General features: G+C 44.8%; 20 protein-coding genes. 15 read left to right on the top strand and 5 right to left on the bottom strand.

Going from position 1 to position 22,613, the window contains the following annotated elements; translation table 11 throughout:
• Positions 1-8: 8 nt before the first annotated feature.
• From GL182_RS04800 to GL182_RS04810, 3 genes are all read right to left on the bottom strand, one after another.
• Complete coding sequence (locus GL182_RS04800; RefSeq protein ID WP_163378404.1) at positions 9-1,607, bottom strand: sodium:solute symporter family transporter; 1,599 nt, start codon at positions 1,605-1,607, stop codon at positions 9-11.
• Between the two features lie 362 nt (positions 1,608-1,969).
• Positions 1,970-2,584, bottom strand: a complete 615-nt coding sequence (locus GL182_RS04805) for a Uma2 family endonuclease (RefSeq protein WP_163378405.1) — start codon at positions 2,582-2,584, stop codon at positions 1,970-1,972.
• A gap of 206 nt (positions 2,585-2,790) precedes the next feature.
• Positions 2,791-3,978 carry an ATP-binding protein gene (locus GL182_RS04810; RefSeq protein WP_163378406.1) on the bottom strand — a complete coding sequence of 396 codons (1,188 nt, stop codon included), beginning with the start codon at positions 3,976-3,978 and terminating at the stop codon, positions 2,791-2,793.
• A 293-nt stretch (positions 3,979-4,271) separates the two neighbouring features.
• On the opposite strand from GL182_RS04810, the gene GL182_RS04815 reads away from it, so the two are divergent.
• The 11 genes from GL182_RS04815 to GL182_RS04865 all read left to right on the top strand — a co-directional run bounded on the left by GL182_RS04815 (position 4,272) and on the right by GL182_RS04865 (position 17,450).
• Positions 4,272-4,733, top strand: coding sequence for a hypothetical protein (locus tag GL182_RS04815; protein WP_205603573.1), 462 nt, complete (start codon positions 4,272-4,274; stop codon positions 4,731-4,733).
• A gap of 343 nt (positions 4,734-5,076) precedes the next feature.
• Positions 5,077-5,820 (top strand): DUF6250 domain-containing protein, encoded by a 744-nt coding sequence (locus GL182_RS04820; RefSeq protein ID WP_163378408.1) that lies wholly within the window; start codon positions 5,077-5,079, stop codon positions 5,818-5,820.
• Between the two features lie 79 nt (positions 5,821-5,899).
• A complete protein-coding gene (locus tag GL182_RS04825; RefSeq protein ID WP_163378409.1) occupies positions 5,900-7,306 on the top strand; it encodes a sulfatase in 1,407 nt (468 codons plus the stop codon).
• 10 nt (positions 7,307-7,316) lie between these two features.
• On the top strand, positions 7,317-7,940 hold the full coding sequence (locus GL182_RS04830; protein WP_163378410.1) for a hypothetical protein: 624 nt from the start codon (positions 7,317-7,319) through the stop codon (positions 7,938-7,940).
• Complete coding sequence (locus GL182_RS04835) at positions 7,894-9,150, top strand: hypothetical protein (protein WP_163378411.1); 1,257 nt, start codon at positions 7,894-7,896, stop codon at positions 9,148-9,150. Before GL182_RS04830 ends, GL182_RS04835 begins: the two co-directional genes overlap by 47 nt.
• A gap of 275 nt (positions 9,151-9,425) precedes the next feature.
• Positions 9,426-10,457, top strand: a complete 1,032-nt coding sequence (locus GL182_RS04840; protein ID WP_205603574.1) for a Kelch repeat-containing protein — start codon at positions 9,426-9,428, stop codon at positions 10,455-10,457.
• 116 nt (positions 10,458-10,573) lie between these two features.
• Positions 10,574-14,077: a sulfatase-like hydrolase/transferase gene (locus GL182_RS04845; protein WP_163378412.1), complete on the top strand. Its 3,504-nt coding sequence runs from the start codon at positions 10,574-10,576 to the stop codon at positions 14,075-14,077.
• A 32-nt stretch (positions 14,078-14,109) separates the two neighbouring features.
• Complete coding sequence (locus tag GL182_RS04850; protein ID WP_163378413.1) at positions 14,110-14,436, top strand: putative toxin-antitoxin system toxin component, PIN family; 327 nt, start codon at positions 14,110-14,112, stop codon at positions 14,434-14,436.
• A gap of 386 nt (positions 14,437-14,822) precedes the next feature.
• Positions 14,823-15,179, top strand: coding sequence for a BlaI/MecI/CopY family transcriptional regulator (locus tag GL182_RS04855; protein WP_163378414.1), 357 nt, complete (start codon positions 14,823-14,825; stop codon positions 15,177-15,179).
• Positions 15,180-15,181: 2 nt separating this feature from the next.
• Entirely contained in the window at positions 15,182-16,543 is a 1,362-nt protein-coding gene (locus GL182_RS04860) for a M56 family metallopeptidase (RefSeq protein ID WP_163378415.1), read from the top strand.
• A 70-nt stretch (positions 16,544-16,613) separates the two neighbouring features.
• Positions 16,614-17,450 carry an alpha/beta hydrolase gene (locus tag GL182_RS04865; RefSeq protein WP_240469585.1) on the top strand — a complete coding sequence of 279 codons (837 nt, stop codon included), beginning with the start codon at positions 16,614-16,616 and terminating at the stop codon, positions 17,448-17,450.
• A 76-nt stretch (positions 17,451-17,526) separates the two neighbouring features.
• On the opposite strand, the gene GL182_RS04870 is transcribed toward GL182_RS04865, so the two are convergent.
• Positions 17,527-17,715 carry a hypothetical protein gene (locus GL182_RS04870; protein WP_163378416.1) on the bottom strand — a complete coding sequence of 63 codons (189 nt, stop codon included), beginning with the start codon at positions 17,713-17,715 and terminating at the stop codon, positions 17,527-17,529.
• 138 nt (positions 17,716-17,853) lie between these two features.
• Between GL182_RS04870 and GL182_RS04875 the strand changes: the two genes are divergently transcribed.
• Positions 17,854-18,255 carry an SRPBCC family protein gene (locus tag GL182_RS04875; protein ID WP_163378417.1) on the top strand — a complete coding sequence of 134 codons (402 nt, stop codon included), beginning with the start codon at positions 17,854-17,856 and terminating at the stop codon, positions 18,253-18,255.
• A gap of 152 nt (positions 18,256-18,407) precedes the next feature.
• Positions 18,408-18,773, top strand: a complete 366-nt coding sequence (locus GL182_RS04880; protein WP_163378418.1) for a DUF2200 domain-containing protein — start codon at positions 18,408-18,410, stop codon at positions 18,771-18,773.
• Between the two features lie 502 nt (positions 18,774-19,275).
• Here the strand turns inward: GL182_RS04880 and GL182_RS04885 are convergent.
• On the bottom strand, positions 19,276-20,565 hold the full coding sequence (locus tag GL182_RS04885; protein WP_163378419.1) for a DUF5690 family protein: 1,290 nt from the start codon (positions 20,563-20,565) through the stop codon (positions 19,276-19,278).
• Positions 20,566-20,761: 196 nt separating this feature from the next.
• On the opposite strand from GL182_RS04885, the gene GL182_RS04890 reads away from it, so the two are divergent.
• Together GL182_RS04890 and GL182_RS04895 are read left to right on the top strand one after the other, a co-directional pair.
• Positions 20,762-21,844 (top strand): zinc-binding dehydrogenase, encoded by a 1,083-nt coding sequence (locus GL182_RS04890; RefSeq protein ID WP_163378420.1) that lies wholly within the window; start codon positions 20,762-20,764, stop codon positions 21,842-21,844.
• A gap of 31 nt (positions 21,845-21,875) precedes the next feature.
• Positions 21,876-22,577: a phosphonatase-like hydrolase gene (locus tag GL182_RS04895; RefSeq protein ID WP_163378421.1), complete on the top strand. Its 702-nt coding sequence runs from the start codon at positions 21,876-21,878 to the stop codon at positions 22,575-22,577.
• Positions 22,578-22,613: the final 36 nt, after the last annotated feature.

A 22,613-nucleotide genomic window follows, 5' to 3' on the forward strand; every position in this document is an offset into this window, starting at 1 on the left:
TTTATTATTTAATAGAAAGTCCAGTACAAAATCAGCATGGTCAGCAATAAAACCATACTCAGCCAATTGACAAGTGAGGAAGGGCTGCTTACCTTCAGGTAAAACCCGGGGAAAATGACCTGGTCTTTTTTATCAAAATAGGAAATAGCTGCATAGAGCAAGGAAGAGAAAATGAAGAACAGATAGGTTTGCTTTAGCCAGTTGATACCCAGCCCCTCAGGACTGGATATGTAATTCGAAATCCCTCCGATGGGCAGGTACTTTTCCACAATAAAAACCGAAGCAGCGAACAAACTGCCGATTAATAGCGTGTAGAACGCCGCATTTGCCGTCCCCCTGGAAGATAGTATTCCCAACAGGAAAACGGCTACGATCGACGGAGCAAGTATGGAAAACATTTGGTTGATCAATTCAAATATAGTTCCCAAATTCCCCAGGAAAGGGGACCAAATCACGGCAGAAAGTAAAACCACCACCCCCGTCACTCTTCCGATAAAGATTTTTCTCCTGTCAGGTAGGTTGGGTTTTAGTTTATTGAATACGTCATAAACGATCAGTGTGGAGCAGCTATTGATAGCCGCAGCCACACTGCTCATAACTGCAGCCAGCAGGGCCGCCACCATGAGCCCTTTCAGTCCGATCGGCATTAATTGGGTTATCATTACCGGCAGGACACTTTTGGTGTCATTCCCTATTTCTTGCCGAAACAAAGCAAAAGCTAGAATCCCTGGAATAACCATGATGAATACTGGGAGGATTTTTAGGAATCCGGCAAATAAAGCGCCTAGCTTGGCCTGCTTTTCCGAACGGGCACCCAAGACGCGCTGCACAATGGTCTGATCCGTACACCAATACCAGATGCCCAAAATCAGGTGCCCAAACAGCATGTCGGTAAAAGAAAACCCCGTTTTGGCCGTATCAAAACTTACAATTTTCAAGCGATCAGGATCTACGGCTCCTTTGAGTTCCTCATAGGAAGTAATGCCGATTTCCGGCAACCGGTAGATGGCCAGTAGGGTAATGGTAAATGAACCGGCAATTAAAATGACCGTCTGAACCGCTTCCGTAATCACCACGGAAGTCAATCCTCCAACAATCGTATATATCCCCGTCGCCAGGGCAATGACCAGGATGGAAACCGGAATGCTTAGTCCGGATACATTTTCAAATACGACGGCTCCGGCATATAAACTTACCCCAATGTGCATAAAAAGCGCCGCCAGGATGCTGAATATGGCCAATACCACCCGGGATCGGGAATCATAGCGTTTTTCCAGAAACTGGGGCAGGGTGGTGATTTTGGTGCGCAGGTAAAAGGGAATGAATACAAAGGCAAGGATGAGGAGTTCAATTCCGGAGAACCACTCAAAATTTCCCCAAAGGATGCCATCCGTAAACCCGGATTCGGCCAGACCTACCAGGTGTACGGTAGAAATGTTCGAGGCAAAGAGGGAGGCACCGATAACGGCCCATGACAATGACTTGCCTGCCAAAAAATAGCCCTCGCTCGTTTGTTTCTTTTTCCGAACGGAAAAAAGCCCAATACCGACGATGCCTAGCAGGTAGCCTACGATGATCAAAAGATCTACTAATTCCATTGAATTCATAGCATACAATTTGTTCCACGGAGCAACCTAACCTGAATAGAAAGCCGGTTGGTGAATTTATCTTCTGAGCTCCCGATCTGGTAAATAAGACCTATCTTTCCAAAGGCCATTCGGATGCATACCTGCATTTTTTTAAAAACTAATCCGGCCAAAAATATACAATCTAGGGCAAAAGACCTAAATATATTTTTAGAATTCTTGTGTGGTGATGCTCCTCCATGTGAAAGTGTGTTGAAATAAGTGTGCGGGATTGAAATGGAATTTGAGGGTAGTCTGGCTCAGTATCTGGTTAATTCCGGCCATTTCCAATTGCAAATTGAAAATAATAGAAGGGTGTAGTTGCAAACTATACCCAGCTGGGGTTATTTGTCCTCCGAACTTTCGAACAAGTCCGAAATATTTAATTTAAAACCTGTAATTACCTGAGAATGGACCAGATCTCCATGGGTGAGTAAGCGGGTGGGCTGATAGGCACCATTAATTAACCGGTACACCAATAAGGTCTGTTCATCCGGGTGAATGATCCAGTATTCTTTAACCCCGCTTTTTTCGTAAACGTCATATTTTTGCTTGAGCTCCTTTTGGTTATTGCCAGGAGAAAGGATTTCCACCACCAGATCCGGTGCACCCAAGCAACCCCTGTCGTCCAATTTGCTGCGGTCGCAAACCACGCAGATATCCGGTTGTACCACGGTATCAATTTTTTCAGGCAAGTTGGAGTCCTTAGGAAAACGAACATCAAATGGGGCAATAAACACCTTGCAGGGATGTTGATCCAGATGGTCAGCAAATATTCTGGCCATTTCCAGCAAAATTTCCTGATGGATCCTTCGGGGTGCAGCAGCTGCCCGCAAAACTTTGCCCTTGATCAATTCCACCATTTCATCCATCTGCCATTGGAGATAGTCCAAATAGGTATAATGGCCATAAGAAGTGAATGGCTCTTCCGATTGGTTTGGTTTTTCCTTGGAATCCATACCAGGAATTTACAAATAATATTTCAGAATTACAGGTTGATAGGCAGGTGATTCATGGAAAAATACACAGTTAAATTCATGTGCTGGTGATGTGTTGATGCCTGCGGTCCCTGAGCTTGTCGAAGGGAGCGGGGTCGGGCTTAGGCACGCTCAGCCTGAAAAGGCATGATGCGGTGATATGTTGATTTGGAGATGTGGTCATGCCTTTAGTATAAAAAGCCAAACAGCCATAAGGGAATTTTGTTGCCAAAACCAACTTCTATACCATCAGCTGCGACGTAATTCGCCTTATTTTCAGATGGATTGATTTTTTTGTCTTTCCCTCCAATTTCAAAAAGGTTGCTTTGATTTACTAGAAAATCTGATGTTTCCGGGTAATTGACTGTATGGATATAAGATAGCTGATTCAGAAAAAATGTTTCTCTAAGGTTACCCAAATCCACATTTTTCCCCAAGGCAAAAGAAAGATTGGTGTTTTCCAGGAACAGTTTTTCAGGTTTTTGCAACAGGGAGACTCCTTCCGTTTCCCTGTAAATACTTTTGGTCAGCCGGCTTTCTTCCAGGTAGTGGAGATAGGCAAGTAAGGTTTGCCGGTTGATACCTATTTTTCGGCTCAGTTTACTGACATTGGGAACAAATGGAACCGCATCTGCGATAATTGATAGCAACTGTTTTATTTTGCTGGCATAGGCGATGTCCACTTTGCGCATCAAGGGGAGTTCTATTTCAATAATCAAATTAATGATGGCAAGAACCTGTACCCCATAGAGATCTTTGAAGTCCTTAAAAAAAGGATAATACCCAGTTTTGAGGTATTCGGGGAAATATTTCAATGGTCGTACCGATTGAGAAATATCACTGGCATATTCCACGTGTTCCTGTAAAATAGTTTCCAGGGTAATTACTGGAAGATTTTTGCCTGTGACCAAATTCAGGTATTCCCTAAACGATAATCCCTGAATCTCATATACCAATGCCCTTCTGCTTAAATCTGCCCTTGCATTGAGAATTTCCAACAGGGAAGACCCTGTGAATACCACTTTTAATTCCGGGTAAAAATCATAAATATTTTTGATCTCAACAGACCAATTGGAGTACTTGTGCACCTCGTCTATAAAAAGGATTTTCCCTCCTGCCTTGGCAAACCCATCCACCAAATCACTTAGGGTATGGTTGGAAAACCATATATGGTCCAAACTCACATAAAGGATTTCAGTACTTCGGGGGTATTTTTTTTTAATCCTCTGGAGCAATAGAGTGGTTTTACCTGTTCCCCTGGCACCGATAATGCCGATCAATCGGTTATCCCAATCGATCTGATAATAGATACTACGTGTGAAAGTGCTTTTTAGGGTAGCAATTAATTTGATCTGCAATTCAACGAGTGTTTCCATTTTGTTTGTTATAGTAAACAATAATACTTAAAAATGGTGGTTATAACAAACAAAAATGAATAAAATTATAGTGTGTATAATAAACATTTTTTTAAAAAATAAATGATTGGGTAAGCTATTATGTTATTTTTAAGTTGTAAGAAATAAATTTAAAGGTCGGTTTAAAGTTACCAAACCCTAAAATTCAGTGTAAAAACCCAATAATTTGTTTATTTTTATCAGGTATAATTTTGATTAAAACTACTGGAAATGAGTATATATAAAGCCAAATAAGCTTTGACGAGCCATTGAGAATGAAAAATAACGAGAAGCATTTTCGGTTACCAAGAAAAGTCAAAAAATCACTAAAAGGGAACCTTTGGTTGTATCCGGCCGATGAGAGGGGAAATTCCTTGATGGCCATGCCAACCAAGTCTCAGGAGGATTATTTGGCACTAAAAAATGGAATAGTCAGAAATCTCATTGACCCTAAGGGAGCAAAAGCCAGGAAAAAGGCTTATAGAGAAAAGATGGATAAAGAAACCCTGGTTTCTGATGAAGAACTTAAAAGATACGTAAATGAAATCATCAGGGAAGATCTTAGAGCCTCATCATACCGCATTTTGGTAGCAGCAAAAAATCATCCGAAGGCAATTACTGCTTATTACAGTTTCGTTAATGCCTATCAAATGTTTGAAAAAGGAGAAGAGTCCTACGGAAATATTTGTTGCCTGGCCATAGACAGGGCAAAAGACCTTATGAAGAAAAAGAGGTAATAGCCCTACAATACGGTTTTAAAGAAGGTCTTATAGTAGAAATTATTTTTAAATGGCAGTTGACAAGTTACCGTAAGAAAATTGGTGGCCTATTGCTATCTATCGAACTGAACAGGCTTCGAAATTCTTGCTTTCCTTCAATTTGGAAAAATTATCAGTGCTTCAACCTGTGCATGACAAAATATTTGGTATTTTAGTCGGTGTAAATATAATCCCTGACCCAAGACAACCATCCCCTTTGGACCAATAGGGTGGGCTATGTGGATTTTGAGAAAACCACCGGCTGGTTGGCAGCAGATATTGCCATTGCCAGACAAAGAGAGTAGCAATAATGAAAAATCTAATGATGCGACTTATACTATTTCTACCCTTGCTCCTCATCAACTTACCAAACAGCCTGGTCGCCCAGGAGTCTGGTTATGTCACCTTAAATGACTCCCTGGTATTGAAGCCTTCATTATTATTTTCGGAAGCATTTCATGACTTGAGCCATTGGATTGCCGAACAACAACCCGGAGGAAGGGTTGTTTTAAACAGGGGTAGATTGGAAATCGAAGACAAAGCTGGCTGCACCGTCTGGTTCGATAAGCAGTTAAATCAACCTGTCATGATCGAGTTTACCGCTATTGTGATTGATGAAGGAGGGCCGCAGGACCGGGTGTCAGACTTAAACTGTTTTTGGTTGGCTACCGATCCCTGGCACACGGATTTTTTTGGGGATACGAACCCACCTAGAGCCGGTAAATTTAGTCAGTATGATAGCTTAAAACTCTACTATGTAGGGCTTGGCGGCCACAATAACACCAAGACGAGGTTTCGCAGATATACAGGAAATGGGCAAAAACCCTTACTCCCGGCACACGATCTTTCAGATGAAGTATACCTGATCGTCCCTAATGTACCGAATCGAATTCGCATTATCGTGTACGATGGTACGATTCAATACTGGAGGAATGAACAACTGATTTTTAATGTATATGATGCGTCACCGTATGATTCCGGCTATTTTGCGTTTCGAACGGTGAATAATCACCTTATCATTGATGAATTTAACGTGTATGAGCTTTCAAAAATGGACGCTCATTAGCGCCATAAAAAAGAAAGCGAAGTAGGTAGTACTAAAACTTTGAAAAAAAAGATCGAAAACAATCATTTATATTGAAAAAATGAAAGCATACATCACTGGGGCCTTCTTACTATTTGGCGTTTTCCTTATTTCCTGTTCGGAAAAGCAACAAGAAACAGTAAAAAGGCAACCCAATATCCTCTTTATCGCCGTGGACGATTTGCGGCCGGAGCTCAATTTTTATGGGGCAGGTCACATTCAATCCCCTCATCTGGATAAACTGGCTAGCCAAAGTCTGGTATTCAACCGGGCCTATTGCAATGTTCCGGTTTGCGGGGCATCCCGGGCCAGCTTGCTGACCGGAGCCAGGCCCACCCGCAGCAGATTTATTGACTACAAAACCTTAAAGGATGTAGACTATCCGGAGGCTGAATCCCTGCCCATGCACTTTAAGAATAACGGGTACACTACCGTTTCTAATGGGAAAGTGTATCACCACGCAAAAGACGATTCCCTAGCCTGGGATGAAATATGGCATCCGGACGGAAGGTTTAACTACGCCACCGAGGAATATAGGGAGATACGGGCAAATACCTTTCGAGGCATGCCCATGGAAAATGCCGATGTGCCCGATTCTGCATACCGGGACGGTAAGTTGGCATTAAAAGCCATAGCTGACCTGAACAAACTCAAGGAGGGAAACCAACCGTTCTTTCTGGCGCTGGGTTTTTACAAGCCCCACCTGCCTTTTGCCGCACCCAAAAAATACTGGGACCAATATCGCCGGGAGGAAATCGAGCTACCTGAAAATTACCGGCAACCGGAAACCACCCCCCGTAAGGCCTATCACAATTTTGGAGAACTTAGAAATTATGAAACCATACCCGAGGAAGGCCATTTGCCTGAAGAACTGGCAAAGGAGCTGATTCACGGTTATTATGCCTGTGTCAGCTATACGGATGCACAGATCGGCCTGGTATTGGACGAATTGGAGCGACTGGGCCTGGCCGATAATACCATTGTAGTCCTCTGGGGGGATCATGGCTGGAATTTGGGGGACCACAAGCTCTGGTGCAAGCACGCCAATTTCAATTCATCCCTTCAAGTGCCGATGACCATCAAAGTTCCTGGGAAAACCAATGGCCGTCATACCGATTTTATCACCGAGACCATAGACCTTTATCCCAGCCTTTGTGAGCTGGCAGGCATAGAGAAACCGGATCACCTGGAAGGAGACAGTTTTGTTTCGTTGATGGAAACCGGGACTCGGGAAAAAGACCATGCCGTTTCAAAATTCCATGATGGGGTTACACTGGTGAAGGGATCATTTCAGTATACCGAATGGACCGATGATCAGGGAGTGGCATACGAACGAATGCTGTTTGACCATGCCTCCGATCCACTGCAGCTGGACAACCTGGCCGAAAAGGAGGAATACCAATCCAAAGTGGATGAATTGTCCAGGGAATTGAGGGAAAGATGGGGTGAAGGTTTTTTAACGAACTAGCGCGACACGGATGGGCAGCAAAAACACGTATATCCTTTCGCTTTTGGTGTTTCTTAGTGGATGGCTTTCCGCCCAACAACCTGAGCGTCCTTTTATCTGGGTACGTCCAGGTGAGAGATCGGCTATTCTGGAAAAAATCGAAAGGAAGGACTGGGCCCAAAAAATCTACATCGATTTTAAAAACCAATTGGACCGGGAGATCAAAGACCATCCAACCGATCCGGCACTTTTCCTTCAGGACTTGCCATTGGATTGGGAAAAGAAGCAACCGGATCAATACCCGCCTTTCCACCTGACCTACCATATTGAAAATGGAGATCACAAAAACCTGGACAATGCCACCGATGAAGAAATGGCCCATTCAAGGACTTTAATCCGGTACCTGCAATTGGGCGTCGATTGTGGCATGGCCTATTTCCTGACTGAGGAAGAAAAATACGCCCAATGCGCCACGGATATTCTATATTCATTTATAAAAGGCGTGCTCCGCTCAGAAGTCTCGGACTGGCAGGGAAGGGGAGGTTGGCTTTTCCCGGATGATGGTTTCCGTGAGATTAGGGAAATTGGCTACAAGGTACCGTTGATTTATGATTTCATTGCAGCTTTTATTAAAAAGGGGGGGAAGGCCTTATGACCTGGTAAAAAAGGAAAAAACCGATTTCCCCATCAACGAGGCCCAGGCGGTTTTTCGTACTTATGCCGACATCACGATCAATTATGGGATGATTCGATCCAATCATCCCATTTTAGAGGCAACCAACCTGGTTTACAATGCACTGGCCATGGAGGATGAAAAGGAGCGTGAAAGATTACTTTCCTACTTCCTGACCAAAAGTACAGCACACCAGGATGCCTTGAATGAAATGGTCGCCATATATAAGGAAAAGGGAGACCTTTGGCCCGAAACCTCCCAATACCTGAATGCTGCCGCCTCCATATTAACCAGACTGATGTTGGTGGTTAATAGATACGACCCTGGGTTGAGGCTGGGGGATAAGTACGCAAACCTTTTATTCTCCTTGCCGGCATTGGCTTACCAGGAGCGTACCCTGGCACTGATCAGAACCTCCGAAACTACCGGATACTATGTGGATATTTTCCGTTCAAAATCCAAATTACCCGATCAATACCATGATTATTTGTACCACAATATTGGAGACAGGTTGGAAATCCTGAACAGTGATGTTTGCTTGAAGCCAACCCCTGACAGGTACATGGCCAATGCCGGGTTGCCTTGGGTGCAGAATCAGGAATACCGCCATCCCGGCTGGCACTTCTTTGAGGATGTATATTCCACAGGTGACTACCAAAAGAATGTTCGGGCCAGGTTTATAGCCGAAAAATTTGAAAAACCGATTTACATGGATTTGCATCTTTCGGCTGGTGAAAGCCGGGAGTACAGCCAAGTACTCGCTCCACCTACCTTTGAAGCACCTGCGCCTTACGAAGATAAACCAACCCCTACTTTGGTTATCCGAAAGAAAGGCGAAGCCTGGACCCAGCCTTTTGTGGTGGTGTTCGAGCCATTTGACGGGAACAGTGATAATCATTCCATACGATCCGTTGAAAAACTGGAACAGGATGGGATTTTTAAAGGATTACGGATTCGAAGCAAGGTGGCAGGTAATATACTGGTGCAATACATCATTGCACAGGACAAGGAAGATCATTTTGCCGATAAAAACCTGGGGATCTATTTTAAAGGGTCATTTGCCGTGATCACCGAAAATGCCGATGAAAAGCTCCAAAATGTGTATATTGGTGACGGGGAGGAACTCAGGTATGGGGACATCAACGTTAAACCAGCATATTCCAAAAAATCATTGTACCAGGAATTCCGATGAAAAGAGGGTGTCAAAAGTTGGCGAAAAGAATGTTGAAACCTACAAACCGGACCCCTTGAGGAGTAGGATTAAAATATTCGTTGACCTTCCTGGGTAGGATGGAACGGGGTTTGAAGATGATGTATTAGAAGCATTGGCTTCAAATAACATTCACATTGAAAGGTAAAAGTATTTGTAACCCACTGCGAAAGGTTGTTGAATAGGGTAGTGGTGATAATTAATTTGAGGCTTTAATGGAATCCTAAGTCATTTGATTTAAATAAACCAAAAATATCATGAATATCAAGTATTATTTTACCGGTTCCTTTTTGATTATAGGGGCAATAACCATGCAGTTTTGTTCAGAAAACAAACCTGAAGAAAGTGAACAGGATCAGGAAATTCCAAAGGAAAAAAGCTGGGAAATCCTTGATTGTGAAGGTAGTCCGAATGCCAGACATGAAAATAGTTTTGTGGAGGTAAATGATAAATTTTACCTGCTAGGGGGGAGGGGTATCAAACCCGTAGATATCTTTGACCCGTCCAGCAATAGCTGGACTTCCGGCGCGGAGCCACCAATGGAAGTACACCATTTTCAGGCTGTGGCTTATGCCGGTAAAATTTATATCATTGGGGCCATGACGGGCAAATACCCCCGTGAAACTCCAGTGGAACGAATCATGATTTATGATCCGGCCAATGATGTCTGGGAAATGGGTGATACCATTCCGGAAGAGAGGCGCAGGGGTTCGGCAGGAGTGGTCATAGATGATGACAAGGCCATCATTCTGAGTGGGATCATAGATGGACATTGGGAAGGACATGTGCCCTGGACGGACCAGTATGACTTTAAGACAGGAGAATGGACCGTACTGGCAGATGCTCCCCGCCCCAGGGATCATTTTCATGCAGCAGTTAGTGAGGGCAAGATTTATGCTGCGGGCGGAAGAAATTCCTCTGCAAAAACCGGTGATACTTTTGAGTTGACCATTCCGGAGGTTGATATTTATGATATGGCTGATAATTCCTGGAGTTCCCTGCCGGAAGGGCAACATTTGCCTACTGAAAGGGCTGGCACATCAAGTGCTTTTATCGGGCAGCAGCTGGTGATTATAGGAGGGGAGAGTGCCAGCCAGGAAGCGGCACATAGTGAGGTGGAGGCCTACCATATCGGTAACCAAACCTGGGAAAGCCTGGATCCATTGGTCCGGGGCCGACACGGTTCCCAGGCCATCGTGTACAAAGGGGCCATTTATATTGCTGCCGGAAGCGGCAACAGGGGAGGAAGCCCGGAATTAAATACCATAGAAAAGTATGCTGAGGAATAATTATCTCTTAAAAAATCAGTAATACTGATAATTGCTACCGGCAATGGGATTTTTAAGAAAAAGGAGTACTTTTAGTATTTCTTTTTCTTAATATTGATAGAAAAATAACCTTATACATGCTTGAATCGATTTCTACTATCCTGGTATGGATGGCTTTCACCCCCTTGATTTGTCAGTCCCAAACTACCAACCAATCGAACCAAAAACCCAACATTATCTTTATCCTGACCGATGACCAGCGCTGGGATGCCCTGGGGCATGCCGGGAACGAGCTGATCCATACCCCGGAAATGGACCGCCTGGCGGAAGAAGGCACTTACTTTAAAAATGCCCTGGTCACCACGCCCATATGTGCGGCCAGCCGGGCCACCATTTTCACCGGACTGTATGAAAGGACCCATGCCTACACCTTTCAAACAGGACCCATCAAAGGCGAATACATGGAATTGGCCTATCCGAAACTGCTGAAAGAAGCAGGCTATAGGGTGGGATTCTATGGCAAATATGGGGTCAACCACAAGGACCTGGCCGGACAATTTGATGAATATGAATCCTACGACAGAAACGGACAGTTTAAGGACCGCCGGGGCTATTTTTACAAGACTATCGGCAGGGATACCGTCCACCTGACCCGCTATACCGGACAGCAGGCCCTGGACTTTATCGACCAGGCCAATCCCGATGAACCCTTTTGTCTTTCCTTGTCTTTCAGTGCCCCTCATGCCCACGATCCGGCGGAGGATCAGTATTTCTGGCAGGATGAAACGGATCCCCTCTTGCAGGGCATTACCATCCCCGAAGCCGACATCTCTGAAGACCGCTATTTTGAAGCCCAACCAGAGATCGTCAAGTCCGGCTTTAACCGTCTGCGCTGGACCTGGCGCTACGATACCCCCGAAAAATACCAGCACAGTGTAAAAGGCTATTACCGCATGCTGTCGGGCATAGACCTGGAAATCGCCAAAATCAGGCAACAACTCAAGGGCAAAGGTTTGGACCAGAACACGGTCATTATCCTGATGGGAGATAATGGTTACTTTCTCGGAGAAAGGCAATTGGCCGGCAAATGGCTGATGTATGACAATTCTATCCGGGTGCCATTAATGGTCTACGATCCCAGGCTTACCAATCACGTGGATTCAGAGGAGATGGCGGCCAATGTGGATGTGCCCGCCACCATTTTGGATTTGGCTGGCGTTCAGATACCCGATGCCTACCAGGGCAAAAGCCTGATGCCGGTGGTGAAGGGAGAGCGACTCAACCGGGATACCGTTCTGATCGAACACCTTTGGGATTTTGAAAATATCCCGCCAAGTGAAGGCCTGCGCACGGCAGAGTGGAAGTATTTCCGCTATGTCAATGACAAATCCATTGAAGAATTGTACCACCTTAAGGACGATCCAAAAGAAATCCATAACCTGGCTAAAGATCCGCAGCATGCTGCCAGGCTAGCGGCTTTTCGAAAAAAGCTAGACAGCATGGGAGAAGCACTCTCTGATGCAAGCACCGCTGCCCCTGAAAACCTTCATGTAGAAATGATTCGCAATCCTTCAGGGTTGACATTGAAGGATACCAGACCCGAGTTTGGCTGGCAGGTTCCTGAAGGCCTGGTTTTTCAGTCAGCCTACCAGGTTTTGGTCAGCAGCACAGCGGAAAAAAGTGAGCAGAATATTGGTGATGTCTGGGACAGCGGAAAAGTACAGGGATCAAAATCCTTTAATATTGCCTATGAAGGTTCGGATTTGAAGGAAAACAAGGACTACTTCTGGAAGGTGAGGCTGTGGGATGGAGACAACCGTACCGGCCGGTATGCTGCGAGCCAGGAATTCCAGGTGGGGGAAAATGGGGGATACCTGACCACGGCAAATGGATTTTTAAAGGAAGATATCCTGCATCAAACTCTGGAAAAAGTATCAGGGGATACCTGGATGGCTGATTTTGGTAAAGCCGCTTTTGCCAACCTGGCTTTCCGCTACCAGGCAGATAAACCAGAAACCCTGACCGTTCGCCTGGGTGAGCAGCTGGAAGGAGGGAGGATCAACCGGGACCCGCAGGGTCATATCCGCTTTCAGGAAGTGGAGGTAGTGGTCAGTCCTGGAAAAGACCGATATGTGCTGCAGTTGCCGCCTGATGAGCGGAATACAGGCCCGGCGGCAGTGGCCCTGCCGGACTCATTTCCGGTACTGCTGCCTTTTCGCTATGCCGAAATCGTAGCCCAAAAGCAACCGGAAGCACTTACCCAGCAGGCCTATTTTGGCTATTTTGAGGCCGACCAAAGCCAATTCAGTAGTTCAGACACCATACTGAATCAGGTATGGGACCTGTGTAAGTATTCCATGAAAGCCACTTCCTTTGCCGGTATCTATGTGGATGGGGACCGAGAGCGCATTCCCTATGAGGCGGATGCCTATATCAACCAACTCAGCCATTATGCGGTGGATTGGGAATACCCCATTGCCCGGCGGAGCATAGAATATTTTATGGAAAATCCCACCTGGCCCACCGAATGGCAGCTGCATGTAGCCCTGATGTTTTATGAGGATTACCTGTACACGGGCAATACCGAGCTGATTGAAAAATACTACGATGAACTCAAGCACAAAACCCTGATGGAACTGGCCCGGGAAGACGGATTGATCAGTTCTGCCAACGCAACGCCAGAATTCATGAAAAAACTGGGTTTTAAGGATCCGGATTTGAAAATGAGAGACATTGTGGACTGGCCACCGGCCCAAAAGGACACCGGTTGGGAGCTGGCTACGGAAGAAGGGGAGCGGGACGGATTTGTTTTTACACCCATCAATACCGTAATCAACGCTTTGTATTTCCGTAACCTGGAAATCATGGGAGAATTTGCCCGGATCATGGGCAAAACCGGGGAAGCCATGGAATACGAACTGATGGCTGCCAAGGTGAAGAAAGCCGTTACGGAGAAATTAATGGATCCCGAGAAAGGCATTTACCTGGATGGGGAAGGGGCTGGCCATTCCTCCCTGCATGCCAACATGATGCCGCTGGCCTTCAATATGGTGCCCAAAGAAAATATTCCCTCCGTGGTGGAGTTTATCAAATCCAGAGGCATGGCTTGCAGCGTATATGGATCCCAATACCTGATGGATGGATTGTACAATGCCGGGGAGGCAGACTATGCGCTGGACCTGATGACCGCCACCCATGACCGCAGCTGGTGGAACATGATCGCCATCGGCTCCACCATGACCCTGGAGGCCTGGGACATGAAATACAAGCCCAATGCCGACTGGAACCACGCCTGGGGAGCCGTGCCCGGGAATATCGTGGCCCGGAAAATGTGGGGCATCCTGCCCAAAACACCGGGAGCTGGTTTGCTGGAGATCCGGCCCCAGCTGAGCAGGTTGACGGAAACGGAAATTACCGTGCCTTTCCTTACCGGGAAGGTGAATGCTTCCTACAAAAGGGTAAACAATCGCCTACAGCGCTATGCCTTTGATTTGCCGGCCAATGTATCTGCCGATTTGTTTTTGGAATTTGGCCCTAATGATGCGGTTTCGCTCAATGGAGAAAAAGTCAACACCCAGTTTGGTTCCATACGGCTATCTCCGGGACAGAACGAAATTGAGTTGCAGGTGAATTCGTTTTGAAAATTTTTGGTGAAAAATGGTAGAAAAGGGTATTGTCCATTCATACCAATGAATTGATTGGTGCCCACTTTCTCAATAACGCTGTAAGCACTAAAGCGCTGGATAAAGCTTTGCGCAATGGAAAGGTGTTTTTTTCAGACGCTACTTTCACTGAATTTGCTGAATTGTTATACAGAAAAAAATTGGATAAGTATTTCTCCTATGGTGAAAGAGAAGAAATACTTGCTTCCCTGACTTTTAATAGCACCCGATATAGCCCTGATATCCAAATTAAAGCCTCCCGGGACCCGAAAGATGATAAGTTTCTGGAACTTGCCGTTTCTGCAAAAGCTGCCTGTAATATTTCAGGAGAGAAATAAGGCGGGTATCCAATCATATGAAACAGTCTTTTCAGGCAGGGAAGTGCCATTTTTAGGGTACAAGCTTTTTCCTTATTTGAATTTCAAGAGAGGGTTCTTTGGATCAATTGCCTGCTGCTTGAGGTATCAATTTTGGCTAAAGCCCCTGGTTCGGGGTTCCAATTTATGGAATGGGCTAAAGCCGCATACCTATTGAAGTGGTTTTGATACTGTTTGATGGGCCATAATTTGTACCATTTCAGAATAAATATGGTCTCATTTCAGCCTTTTCCGACCTGGAGATATTCCTGATAGGCAGAAAAAATTTGCATGATAACTGATAAAACAATTGTATTATTGATAAATCAGGTGTATATTTAAATATTAAGTTTAAAAGATAAATACTCATGGACAAACTCACCAAAAAAGAAGAAGAGGTCATGAAGATCCTTTGGAAGCTCCAAAAAGGCTTCGTCAAAGACATCCTGGCTGAGTTTCCCGACCCCAAACCCCCATACAATACCATCTCCTCTATGGTCAGGATCCTGCAGGAAAAGGGCATCGTGGGCTATAAACAATATGGAAACACCTATGAATATTTTCCCCTGCTCACGAAGGAAGCTTACCGCAAACGGTACATGAAAGCCTTTATCAGCGATTATTTCGACGATTCATTTTCAAAGGCAGTGGCTGCTTTTATAGAGGAAGAGCCACTTGACCAGCAGGAGATTGCCGAAATCCTAAAAATTATAAAATCCAAATAGCCATGGAAGCAATCCTTTATTACCTATTGAAGGTTTCCATAGGAACAGCGGTTTTCTATGCCACCTATTTTTTCCTGTTTAGGAAAAACAAAGGTTTTGTGTTTAATCGCTGCTACCTGGCCGGATCATTTATTGCTGCTTTTATCATTCCCCTGCTTACACTTCAAACCTATTCCTCCTTATCTCCTGCCACCATCTTTTTTTCAGGAAATGGGGTAAGCCATACCTGGACTTCCGGATTAAAGGCAAAAACCATGGAAAGTGATATCGGTATGGCGGATATATTACTGTATGGGTATTTGATTGGACTGGTAATTTGTTTGGCCAGGCTGATCTATGGCTATATAGCAGCTGCCAGGATAAGAAAAAACTGTAAGGAAACAGATATCGCCGGGATGAAAGTCTGGGTAGCCGAACAAAAGGACATGGCGTTCACCTTTATTGACCAGATCATCATAGGGAAAAATTTGCTCGGAAATGCCTCGCTGGAAATGGTATTGCATCATGAAGCAGTACATTCACGTGAAAGGCATTTTTACGATATCATCCTGGCCGAATTGCTTTTGGCCCTGCAGTGGTTCAACCCTTTCGCCAGGTTTCATGCCCAGGCCATTAGGAACAACCTGGAGTTCCGGGCGGATGACAGGGTGATCCAGGTATCAGACAAACAAGCCTACCAGTGGACCATGCTGTCCATGGCCCTGAATACCATCGATTCCCCGTTATTTACAGCCATTAATTCCAGTAACCTTAAAAAACGAATGATCATGATGAATTCCCCAAATAAAAACCGGTTTGCCGGCCTTTCCAGGTTGGCCATTCTGCCCGTATTTGCCTTGCTGCTGGTATCCCTTTCCGGGAAGGAAACGGTAGTGATGAGCGATAGTGGATCAGGTATGGAGCCATCAAGTCAGCAGGTGCAGGAAAATCCTTCCGATCCCATAGATTCAATTGAAGGGATAAATAAGCACCTGTCAAAAAACTTAAAATACCCCGCTGATGCCAGGTCAGCGGGGCTGATAGGAACGGTAAGACTTTATGCCAGGGTCAGCGCTGATGGAATGATACAGGAAGTCCTGGACGTGAAACCTGATGAGGAATATGTAGCCTATGATGAAGTCGTCATTATTGGATATATGGGAGAGCATTCTGAAAATTTAAAAAAAACCAAATCCTACCGACACCAAATCCTTTTGGCAGAGGGAAAAAGGGTGGTGGAATCCCTTCCAAAATTGGAAATTTCCGACCTTCAGGGGAAACTGGTTCAGTTTAATTTTAAATTCGACTTACGATCGACTTATGACAGGAGCAAAATATGGGTACCTGATATAGACCAGGAAGCAATAAACCTGATCTCAAAATAAAATCGGGAATTCTCCGGAGGAAATGACATATTTGTACAGACAAAAAATACCCACCACTGATAATGGTCGAATGATGAAATTGCGATTGACCCTTTTACTGCTGTTTTCTTTTACTATGGTGACTTTTGCCCAACAGAGGGATACCCTTTATGTTTGGCCCGGAGCAGTGCCGGGTGAAAATGTACCCAAGCAGGATCCTGTTCAGACCGACAATATCAGTGGTGATGTCACCCGGATAACCGATATCACCAATCCCGCCCTGATTGTATTCGAACCAGAGGAAGCCCTTAAAAATGGGGCTGCGGTGATTGTTTGTCCGGGTGGAGGCTATAACATCCTCGCCATAGACAAGGAGGGGTACGAAGTGGCCGAATGGCTGAATACCCTGGGCTATACTGCTTTTGTGCTGCAGTACAGGGTTCCTAACAAGCAACAGGAGGCATTGTATGACCTTCAGCGGTCCATAAGAATGGTCAGGAGCAGGGAAGCCTGGGAAAAGGTGGGGGTCATCGGGTTCTCTGCCGGTGGAAGCCTGGCCGCCAGGGCCGGAACCCGGTTTAGGGAAGATACCTATGCCAGAATAGATGAATGGGATGAAACTTCCAGCCGCCCGGATTTTGCTATGCTGATCTACCCCGCTTACCTGGACAAGGGAGACAACCGAAGCTTAAGCCCGGAGCTGAGCGTGGACCAGGATACCCCTCCCATGTTTATTTTTGGAACGGCCGATGACACATACGGCAACAGTTCGCTGGTCATGGCAGGGGCGTTGAGGGACCATAAGGTGCCGGTGGAGCTGCACCTGCTGCCGGAGGGAGGGCACGGCTATGGGCTGCGTTCCGGAAATATTGCTGCCGAGACCTGGCCTTCACTGGCCGAAAGCTGGCTGAATCAATGGCAGGAGTAAAGGGCAATTGAAAAGAAGCCTTTGTGCTTTTTCAGGTATACCCAAATAGCCTTTATCCGGCCGAGGGGCTTTATATTCAAAAAATCCAAAGATCTGTCCATAACAAAGCACCGATATGGATTGTCTGGTTATCCTGTGATTTTTGACCCATCCCATGAGATAGGGGAAGGACAGCCGGATGAGCGAATGGCTGCCGTACAAAAGCCAATTCGTCAGGAACAAACCCATTGTTTTCGTAAACATGGACCAAAACTAAATTTTTCATGGTCGATTAACTTCAGAAATTAAACCAACCATTGGTATAGTTAAATTTTTCCGGTAAATTCAATGGAGCAATCGCATTCCCTGGGCTTGCTCTGGATGAGTAGGCCAAGCTAAACCAAACTAGAAATTCGGCATAAACATGTACAGCATAGAACAAATCAACTATATCAAGGCTCCTGCTGCTACCATTTATAAGGCACTGACCACAGCAGAAGGATTGGGGCAGGTTTGGACCAGAAAATTAGAAGTAAAACCTGAGCTGGGTTTTGTCAATGTTTTTGACTTTGATGAAGGATACCTGACCAAAATGGAGGTGACAGATTTGCAGGCAGATACATTGGTATCCTGGAAATGTGTGGCCTCTGACCAGGAATGGGTAGGCACAGGCATCAGCTTTGAACTTACTGAAGAGGAAAAGGCTACTAAAGTGCGCCTCAACCATCATGACTGGAGGGAGCTGACGGACTATTATCGCTGGTGCAGCTACAACTGGGCCATGTTTTTGTTCCGGCTAAAAAAGTATACCGAAAGTTTAAATTGATTTTCCTATCAGAAAATAGAAAACCCCTGGCAGAACTGCAGGAAGTGCCGGGAGGAGGCTTTTTGCAGGAGACCCTTTGGCACTAAAGCTTGTTTCGATAAATTGGAAATGGCGATTAAATAGCTTACCCAAGATAAATAAATGCACCCCCTATGAGCACCACTCCCGAACACGACGAACGCATGGCCAAAATGACTTTTGCCACCGTGTATCCCCACTATGTCACCAAGGTGGAAAGAAAGGGCCGGACCAAAGCCGAATTGCATCAGGTGATCCATTGGCTGACGGGCTTTGATGAGAAGAAGCAACAGGAGCTGATAGACCGGAAGGTCACTTTTGAGACCTTTTTTCAGGAGGCAAAATTAAACCCCAAGGCCCGGCAGATCACCGGGTTGATCTGTGGATACCGGGTGGAAGAAATTACCAATCCTTTGACCCAAAAAGTGAGGTATCTGGACAAACTGGTGGACGAGCTGGCCAAAGGTAAAAAGATGGAAAAGATCCTGAGGGAAGGGTAGGGGAAAGAAACCGAATGATGGCTCCAGCCTAAAAATTGACGGGCTTTGTGCCAGGCTATTCAGGGCCCGGAAAAGGAATGTTTAGCAACCTTCTTTTTCCGGGCCCAAAGGCACTATTCTGAAAATGTCAGTGAAGCCACTCTGGACTGGAAGGAAATCGCAGAAACCTTACAACTAAAAACATCCTGTAGGGACTGAAAGGTTTGATTGACATATTAAAATCGAGGGATTGTGCAGTTTCCGGTGGCAAATGACTTGAGTTTTTTCCTGGCTGATTGGTAAATTGACAAATGGAATAACCTTAATTTTATAACTCATCCTGTCCAAGGTCTCAGGGCAATTAGAATCCTGATATTTCAGTCGAATATGCTGATGCCACCTATACGAATCTTTAACCATTTTTTGTCCTGCTCTTAAGGTGAAATCTATAGAAAAGAAGCTTCCCGTTGCTTTTTCTAAACAAAATTGCAGGCCATATTAATTCTTTCTGATAACCAATGTATTAAGGCTGCATTACCAACTTGGGCTGATTTTTTGATTTGAACTGAAGTACAACCAATATGATAATACATACGGAGGTGATCACAATTCCTCCGAATTGGTTTAATATACCCAGGAATGTAATCCATTCGACCTGCGAATTGCTGAATTCTTTGAAAAGCATCACCCCCACACTTCCTGTATATCCGAGGGCGTCTGCGGTGTAAAATAGGAATCCCACATTTCCACTGAACCGTACCAGGGCCAATAATCTTTCAAAGATCAGGCAGTGAAAAAGAATATAAGGCAAATAAAGCCCCACCCCATTAATCACCATCCACCAAACCGGTGAAACGGCGCCTTTGTCAAAGAACCATGTAAGTACTACAATTCCAATACAGCACACAATGCTAAGCCAAATGCCGTAGTTAAAGGCATTCCGATTGTCCCGAATCAAAACACCAGATGCGGCAATCAACAAAACCAGTAATGCAACAGGTATTTCAGTCATCGTCATTAATTCGGGTTTACCCTCCATTCCCAGCTCCGTCCAAAACTCTACCATAAAATTATCCCTAAAATCACGCATGATCGTAAGCAATACATAAACCAGTACCAATGCCCCAAATACTAACCCATGTTGTCTAAGGAATTCCATCCGCTTTTTGCCACCCATAGGTACCCTTTCGGATCTCAAAATTAAATCCTCTTGTGATCGCTCCCTGGAAGTACTGAGCATTTTGACTGAAAGAAGAAAAAAGGGAAAAAACAGCAAGCCCGTAAGGAATGGCATATTGAACTCCCCTACACCAAAGCTTTGTATAAGCCATATGCCTACGGTTTTGACAAATCCTGTCGAGAAAATAAATGTCGCACTTAAGGCGGCAGCGAGAAGTTCGGTATTTTTTCTTCCTTCGAGATAGGAAAAAACCAATCCAAATACCATCCCTAGCGGCAGCCCGTTTAAAAATAGGGCATATGGTTTAAAGTTCACTGGCAAAATCGCGAAAGCCAAAAGCATTAATAGCCCGAAGCTAAGTAACACCACCAAAAAAAATCCTCGCCTATGGGCCGCCATTTCGGATACCAGCTTGATGCCAACAAACTTTGAAAACATATACCCTAAGACCTGGCTGACCACCAGGATGGTCTTTAAATCCATACCATAAAATTCCGTATTCAGGTATTGTCCGGCAAGGAAAGATTTCCGGACTGCGTACATCCCAGTATAGCACGTAAAGGCCCCGACCATGAGCAAAACCGTAGATTTATGTGGGAGGTCCTTTCGGGAAAGCGGAAAACTTATTTGCATACCGGGGAAATTTCCAAACTGTTTGAATTTATCTATAAATGTATTGGAGTCCGGTTGTAAAATAAATTACTGGATGTTAAGGGATTATTAACTTTTCCTATGGAAAAATAATTTTCCAATTTTTTAAGTTTATTTACAATTCCATTCGGTGCAGGTAACGCAATTGAGCAACTAAACAATAGACCGGTTTTTAAAGATGAAAAATGAAGCCCTGGCGATGGTTTTTAGTGAAGTTGAAAAGCCATTTCTTCCACTTTCAGTGAACCTACCAGCCTTAGCTACAGGTGAGGCTATTGTCGAGATAACTTATTCCACTATATGTACGAGTGATCTTCACACTTTCTATGGGAGGAGGGAAGCAAATTTTCCAAGTGTCCTGGGGCATGAAATGATCGGTAGGATGATTGACCTCCCTGAAAACGGGTTAACAGATTACTACGGCCAGACACTTAAAATCGGGGATCTCGTAACCTGGTCGGTTTATGCGCATGATCACACAGGATCAATGGCTCAAAAAGGAATTCCTCAAAAATCTGTGCCATTGTTCAAGTACGGGCATGAAAAAATGGAGACGAACGATGTTCTTAGTGGTGGATTTGCCACCCATTGCCATCTGAGAAAAGGAACTGATATTTTTAAAATCCCTGCTGGAATTTCTTCCAAAGCTGCTGCTCCATTAAATTGCACCCATGCCACCATAGCGGGTGCCATCAGATTGGCCGGCAATCTCCTTGAAAAAAATGTGCTGGTGCTGGGAGCGGGAATGCTGGGGCTATCAGCATGTGCCATGTCGCGGTATGCCGGAGCAAAGATGGTATTGGTAATGGACCTTGACCTGCAAAGAGTCGAAATCGCCAGGCAGTATGGTGCGGACGAGGGCTTACCTGCTGAACTGGCGCTGGAAGAAACCCTGAAAGTCATTCAGCCACATGGTGGGATAGATGTAGTTATAGAGACTTCTGGATCAGCTTCGGCAATGGAAAAAAGCCTTGATTTATTGAACATTGGCGGAATTACTGTATGGGTAGGCGCAGTTTATTCTGATCGGAATGTTAACCTTAACGCAGAAAAAGTGGTGAGAAAGATCCTTACGATCAAAGGTCTGCACAATTACATTCCTGAAGACCTCTCCTATGCAATCAAGTTTTTGGAAACAACGCATTCATTGTATTCTTTTGAGCGCCTTGTTGGAACAGAATTCAAATTGACTGAACTGGACGAAGCATTTAACGTTGCCAATGCCTTTGGCAAATACAGGGTAGGAATCACTCCAAATTAACCAAAATTAGCTTTCACTTAATGGTATAAAAATGGGAAAAAAAGGAAAAATTAAACTTGTCGTTTTTGATATGGCTGGAACCACTGTCAATGAAAACAATGTAGTATATAAATCTTTACAAAGGGCCATCAATCAACTGGGCCACAACTTTACTCTCGAAAATGTGCTGTTAAATGGTGGTGGAAAAGAAAAACTTCAAGCCATTCGGGACATCCTTAAGCCAGCCTATTCTTCCCTTGAGGATATGGAAAAATATGCTCAAACAGCCTTCGCAGACTTTCTAGTCATTCTAAAGAAAGCCTATGAAAACCTAAAAGTAGATCCTTATGATGGCACCCTTGAAGTTTTTGATTTCCTGGCAAAACAGGGGATAAAAGTGGCTTTGAACACTGGCTATAATAAGGAAACTGCACTATCCCTATTGGATAAACTGAATTGGGAGGAGGGCAGGACATTTGATGTGTTAGTGACTGCCGATGATGTGAAAAACAGTCGGCCTGCTCCTGATATGATCTTTGTTGCCATGAAAAAATGTGGTGTGTCAATTGCAAAAGAAGTGGCAAAAGTAGGTGATTCGATTGTGGATATCGAAGAAGGAAAATCTGCAGGTTGTGGATTGACATTCGGAGTAACGACTGGCGCACATACTGCCGGCCAACTCCATACCGCTGAACCGGATTTTATTATCCATTCCCTGCGTGAATTGAAAGAAATAATTGCCCCTGCTTACTGAACAAGTCCTTTAAAGCAAAAAAAGTAAATTAGATGG

Origin of the sequence: Cyclobacterium sp. SYSU L10401 (assembly GCF_010993705.1) — a bacterium.
Lineage (GTDB): Bacteria > Bacteroidota > Bacteroidia > Cytophagales > Cyclobacteriaceae > Cyclobacterium.

Coding starts and splice junctions, on each gene's coding strand:
- GL182_RS04800 (WP_163378404.1), bottom strand. CDS start 1,607: ATGAATTCAATGGAATTAGTAGATCTTTTGATCATCGTAGGCTACCTG.
- GL182_RS04805 (WP_163378405.1), bottom strand. CDS start 2,584: ATGGATTCCAAGGAAAAACCAAACCAATCGGAAGAGCCATTCACTTCT.
- GL182_RS04810 (WP_163378406.1), bottom strand. CDS start 3,978: ATGGAAACACTCGTTGAATTGCAGATCAAATTAATTGCTACCCTAAAA.
- GL182_RS04815 (WP_205603573.1), top strand. CDS start 4,272: ATGAAAAATAACGAGAAGCATTTTCGGTTACCAAGAAAAGTCAAAAAA.
- GL182_RS04820 (WP_163378408.1), top strand. CDS start 5,077: ATGATGCGACTTATACTATTTCTACCCTTGCTCCTCATCAACTTACCA.
- GL182_RS04825 (WP_163378409.1), top strand. CDS start 5,900: ATGAAAGCATACATCACTGGGGCCTTCTTACTATTTGGCGTTTTCCTT.
- GL182_RS04830 (WP_163378410.1), top strand. CDS start 7,317: ATGGGCAGCAAAAACACGTATATCCTTTCGCTTTTGGTGTTTCTTAGT.
- GL182_RS04835 (WP_163378411.1), top strand. CDS start 7,894: ATGATTTCATTGCAGCTTTTATTAAAAAGGGGGGGAAGGCCTTATGAC.
- GL182_RS04840 (WP_205603574.1), top strand. CDS start 9,426: ATGAATATCAAGTATTATTTTACCGGTTCCTTTTTGATTATAGGGGCA.
- GL182_RS04845 (WP_163378412.1), top strand. CDS start 10,574: ATGCTTGAATCGATTTCTACTATCCTGGTATGGATGGCTTTCACCCCC.
- GL182_RS04855 (WP_163378414.1), top strand. CDS start 14,823: ATGGACAAACTCACCAAAAAAGAAGAAGAGGTCATGAAGATCCTTTGG.
- GL182_RS04860 (WP_163378415.1), top strand. CDS start 15,182: ATGGAAGCAATCCTTTATTACCTATTGAAGGTTTCCATAGGAACAGCG.
- GL182_RS04865 (WP_240469585.1), top strand. CDS start 16,614: ATGATGAAATTGCGATTGACCCTTTTACTGCTGTTTTCTTTTACTATG.
- GL182_RS04870 (WP_163378416.1), bottom strand. CDS start 17,715: ATGAAAAATTTAGTTTTGGTCCATGTTTACGAAAACAATGGGTTTGTT.
- GL182_RS04875 (WP_163378417.1), top strand. CDS start 17,854: ATGTACAGCATAGAACAAATCAACTATATCAAGGCTCCTGCTGCTACC.
- GL182_RS04880 (WP_163378418.1), top strand. CDS start 18,408: ATGAGCACCACTCCCGAACACGACGAACGCATGGCCAAAATGACTTTT.
- GL182_RS04885 (WP_163378419.1), bottom strand. CDS start 20,565: ATGCAAATAAGTTTTCCGCTTTCCCGAAAGGACCTCCCACATAAATCT.
- GL182_RS04890 (WP_163378420.1), top strand. CDS start 20,762: ATGAAAAATGAAGCCCTGGCGATGGTTTTTAGTGAAGTTGAAAAGCCA.
- GL182_RS04895 (WP_163378421.1), top strand. CDS start 21,876: ATGGGAAAAAAAGGAAAAATTAAACTTGTCGTTTTTGATATGGCTGGA.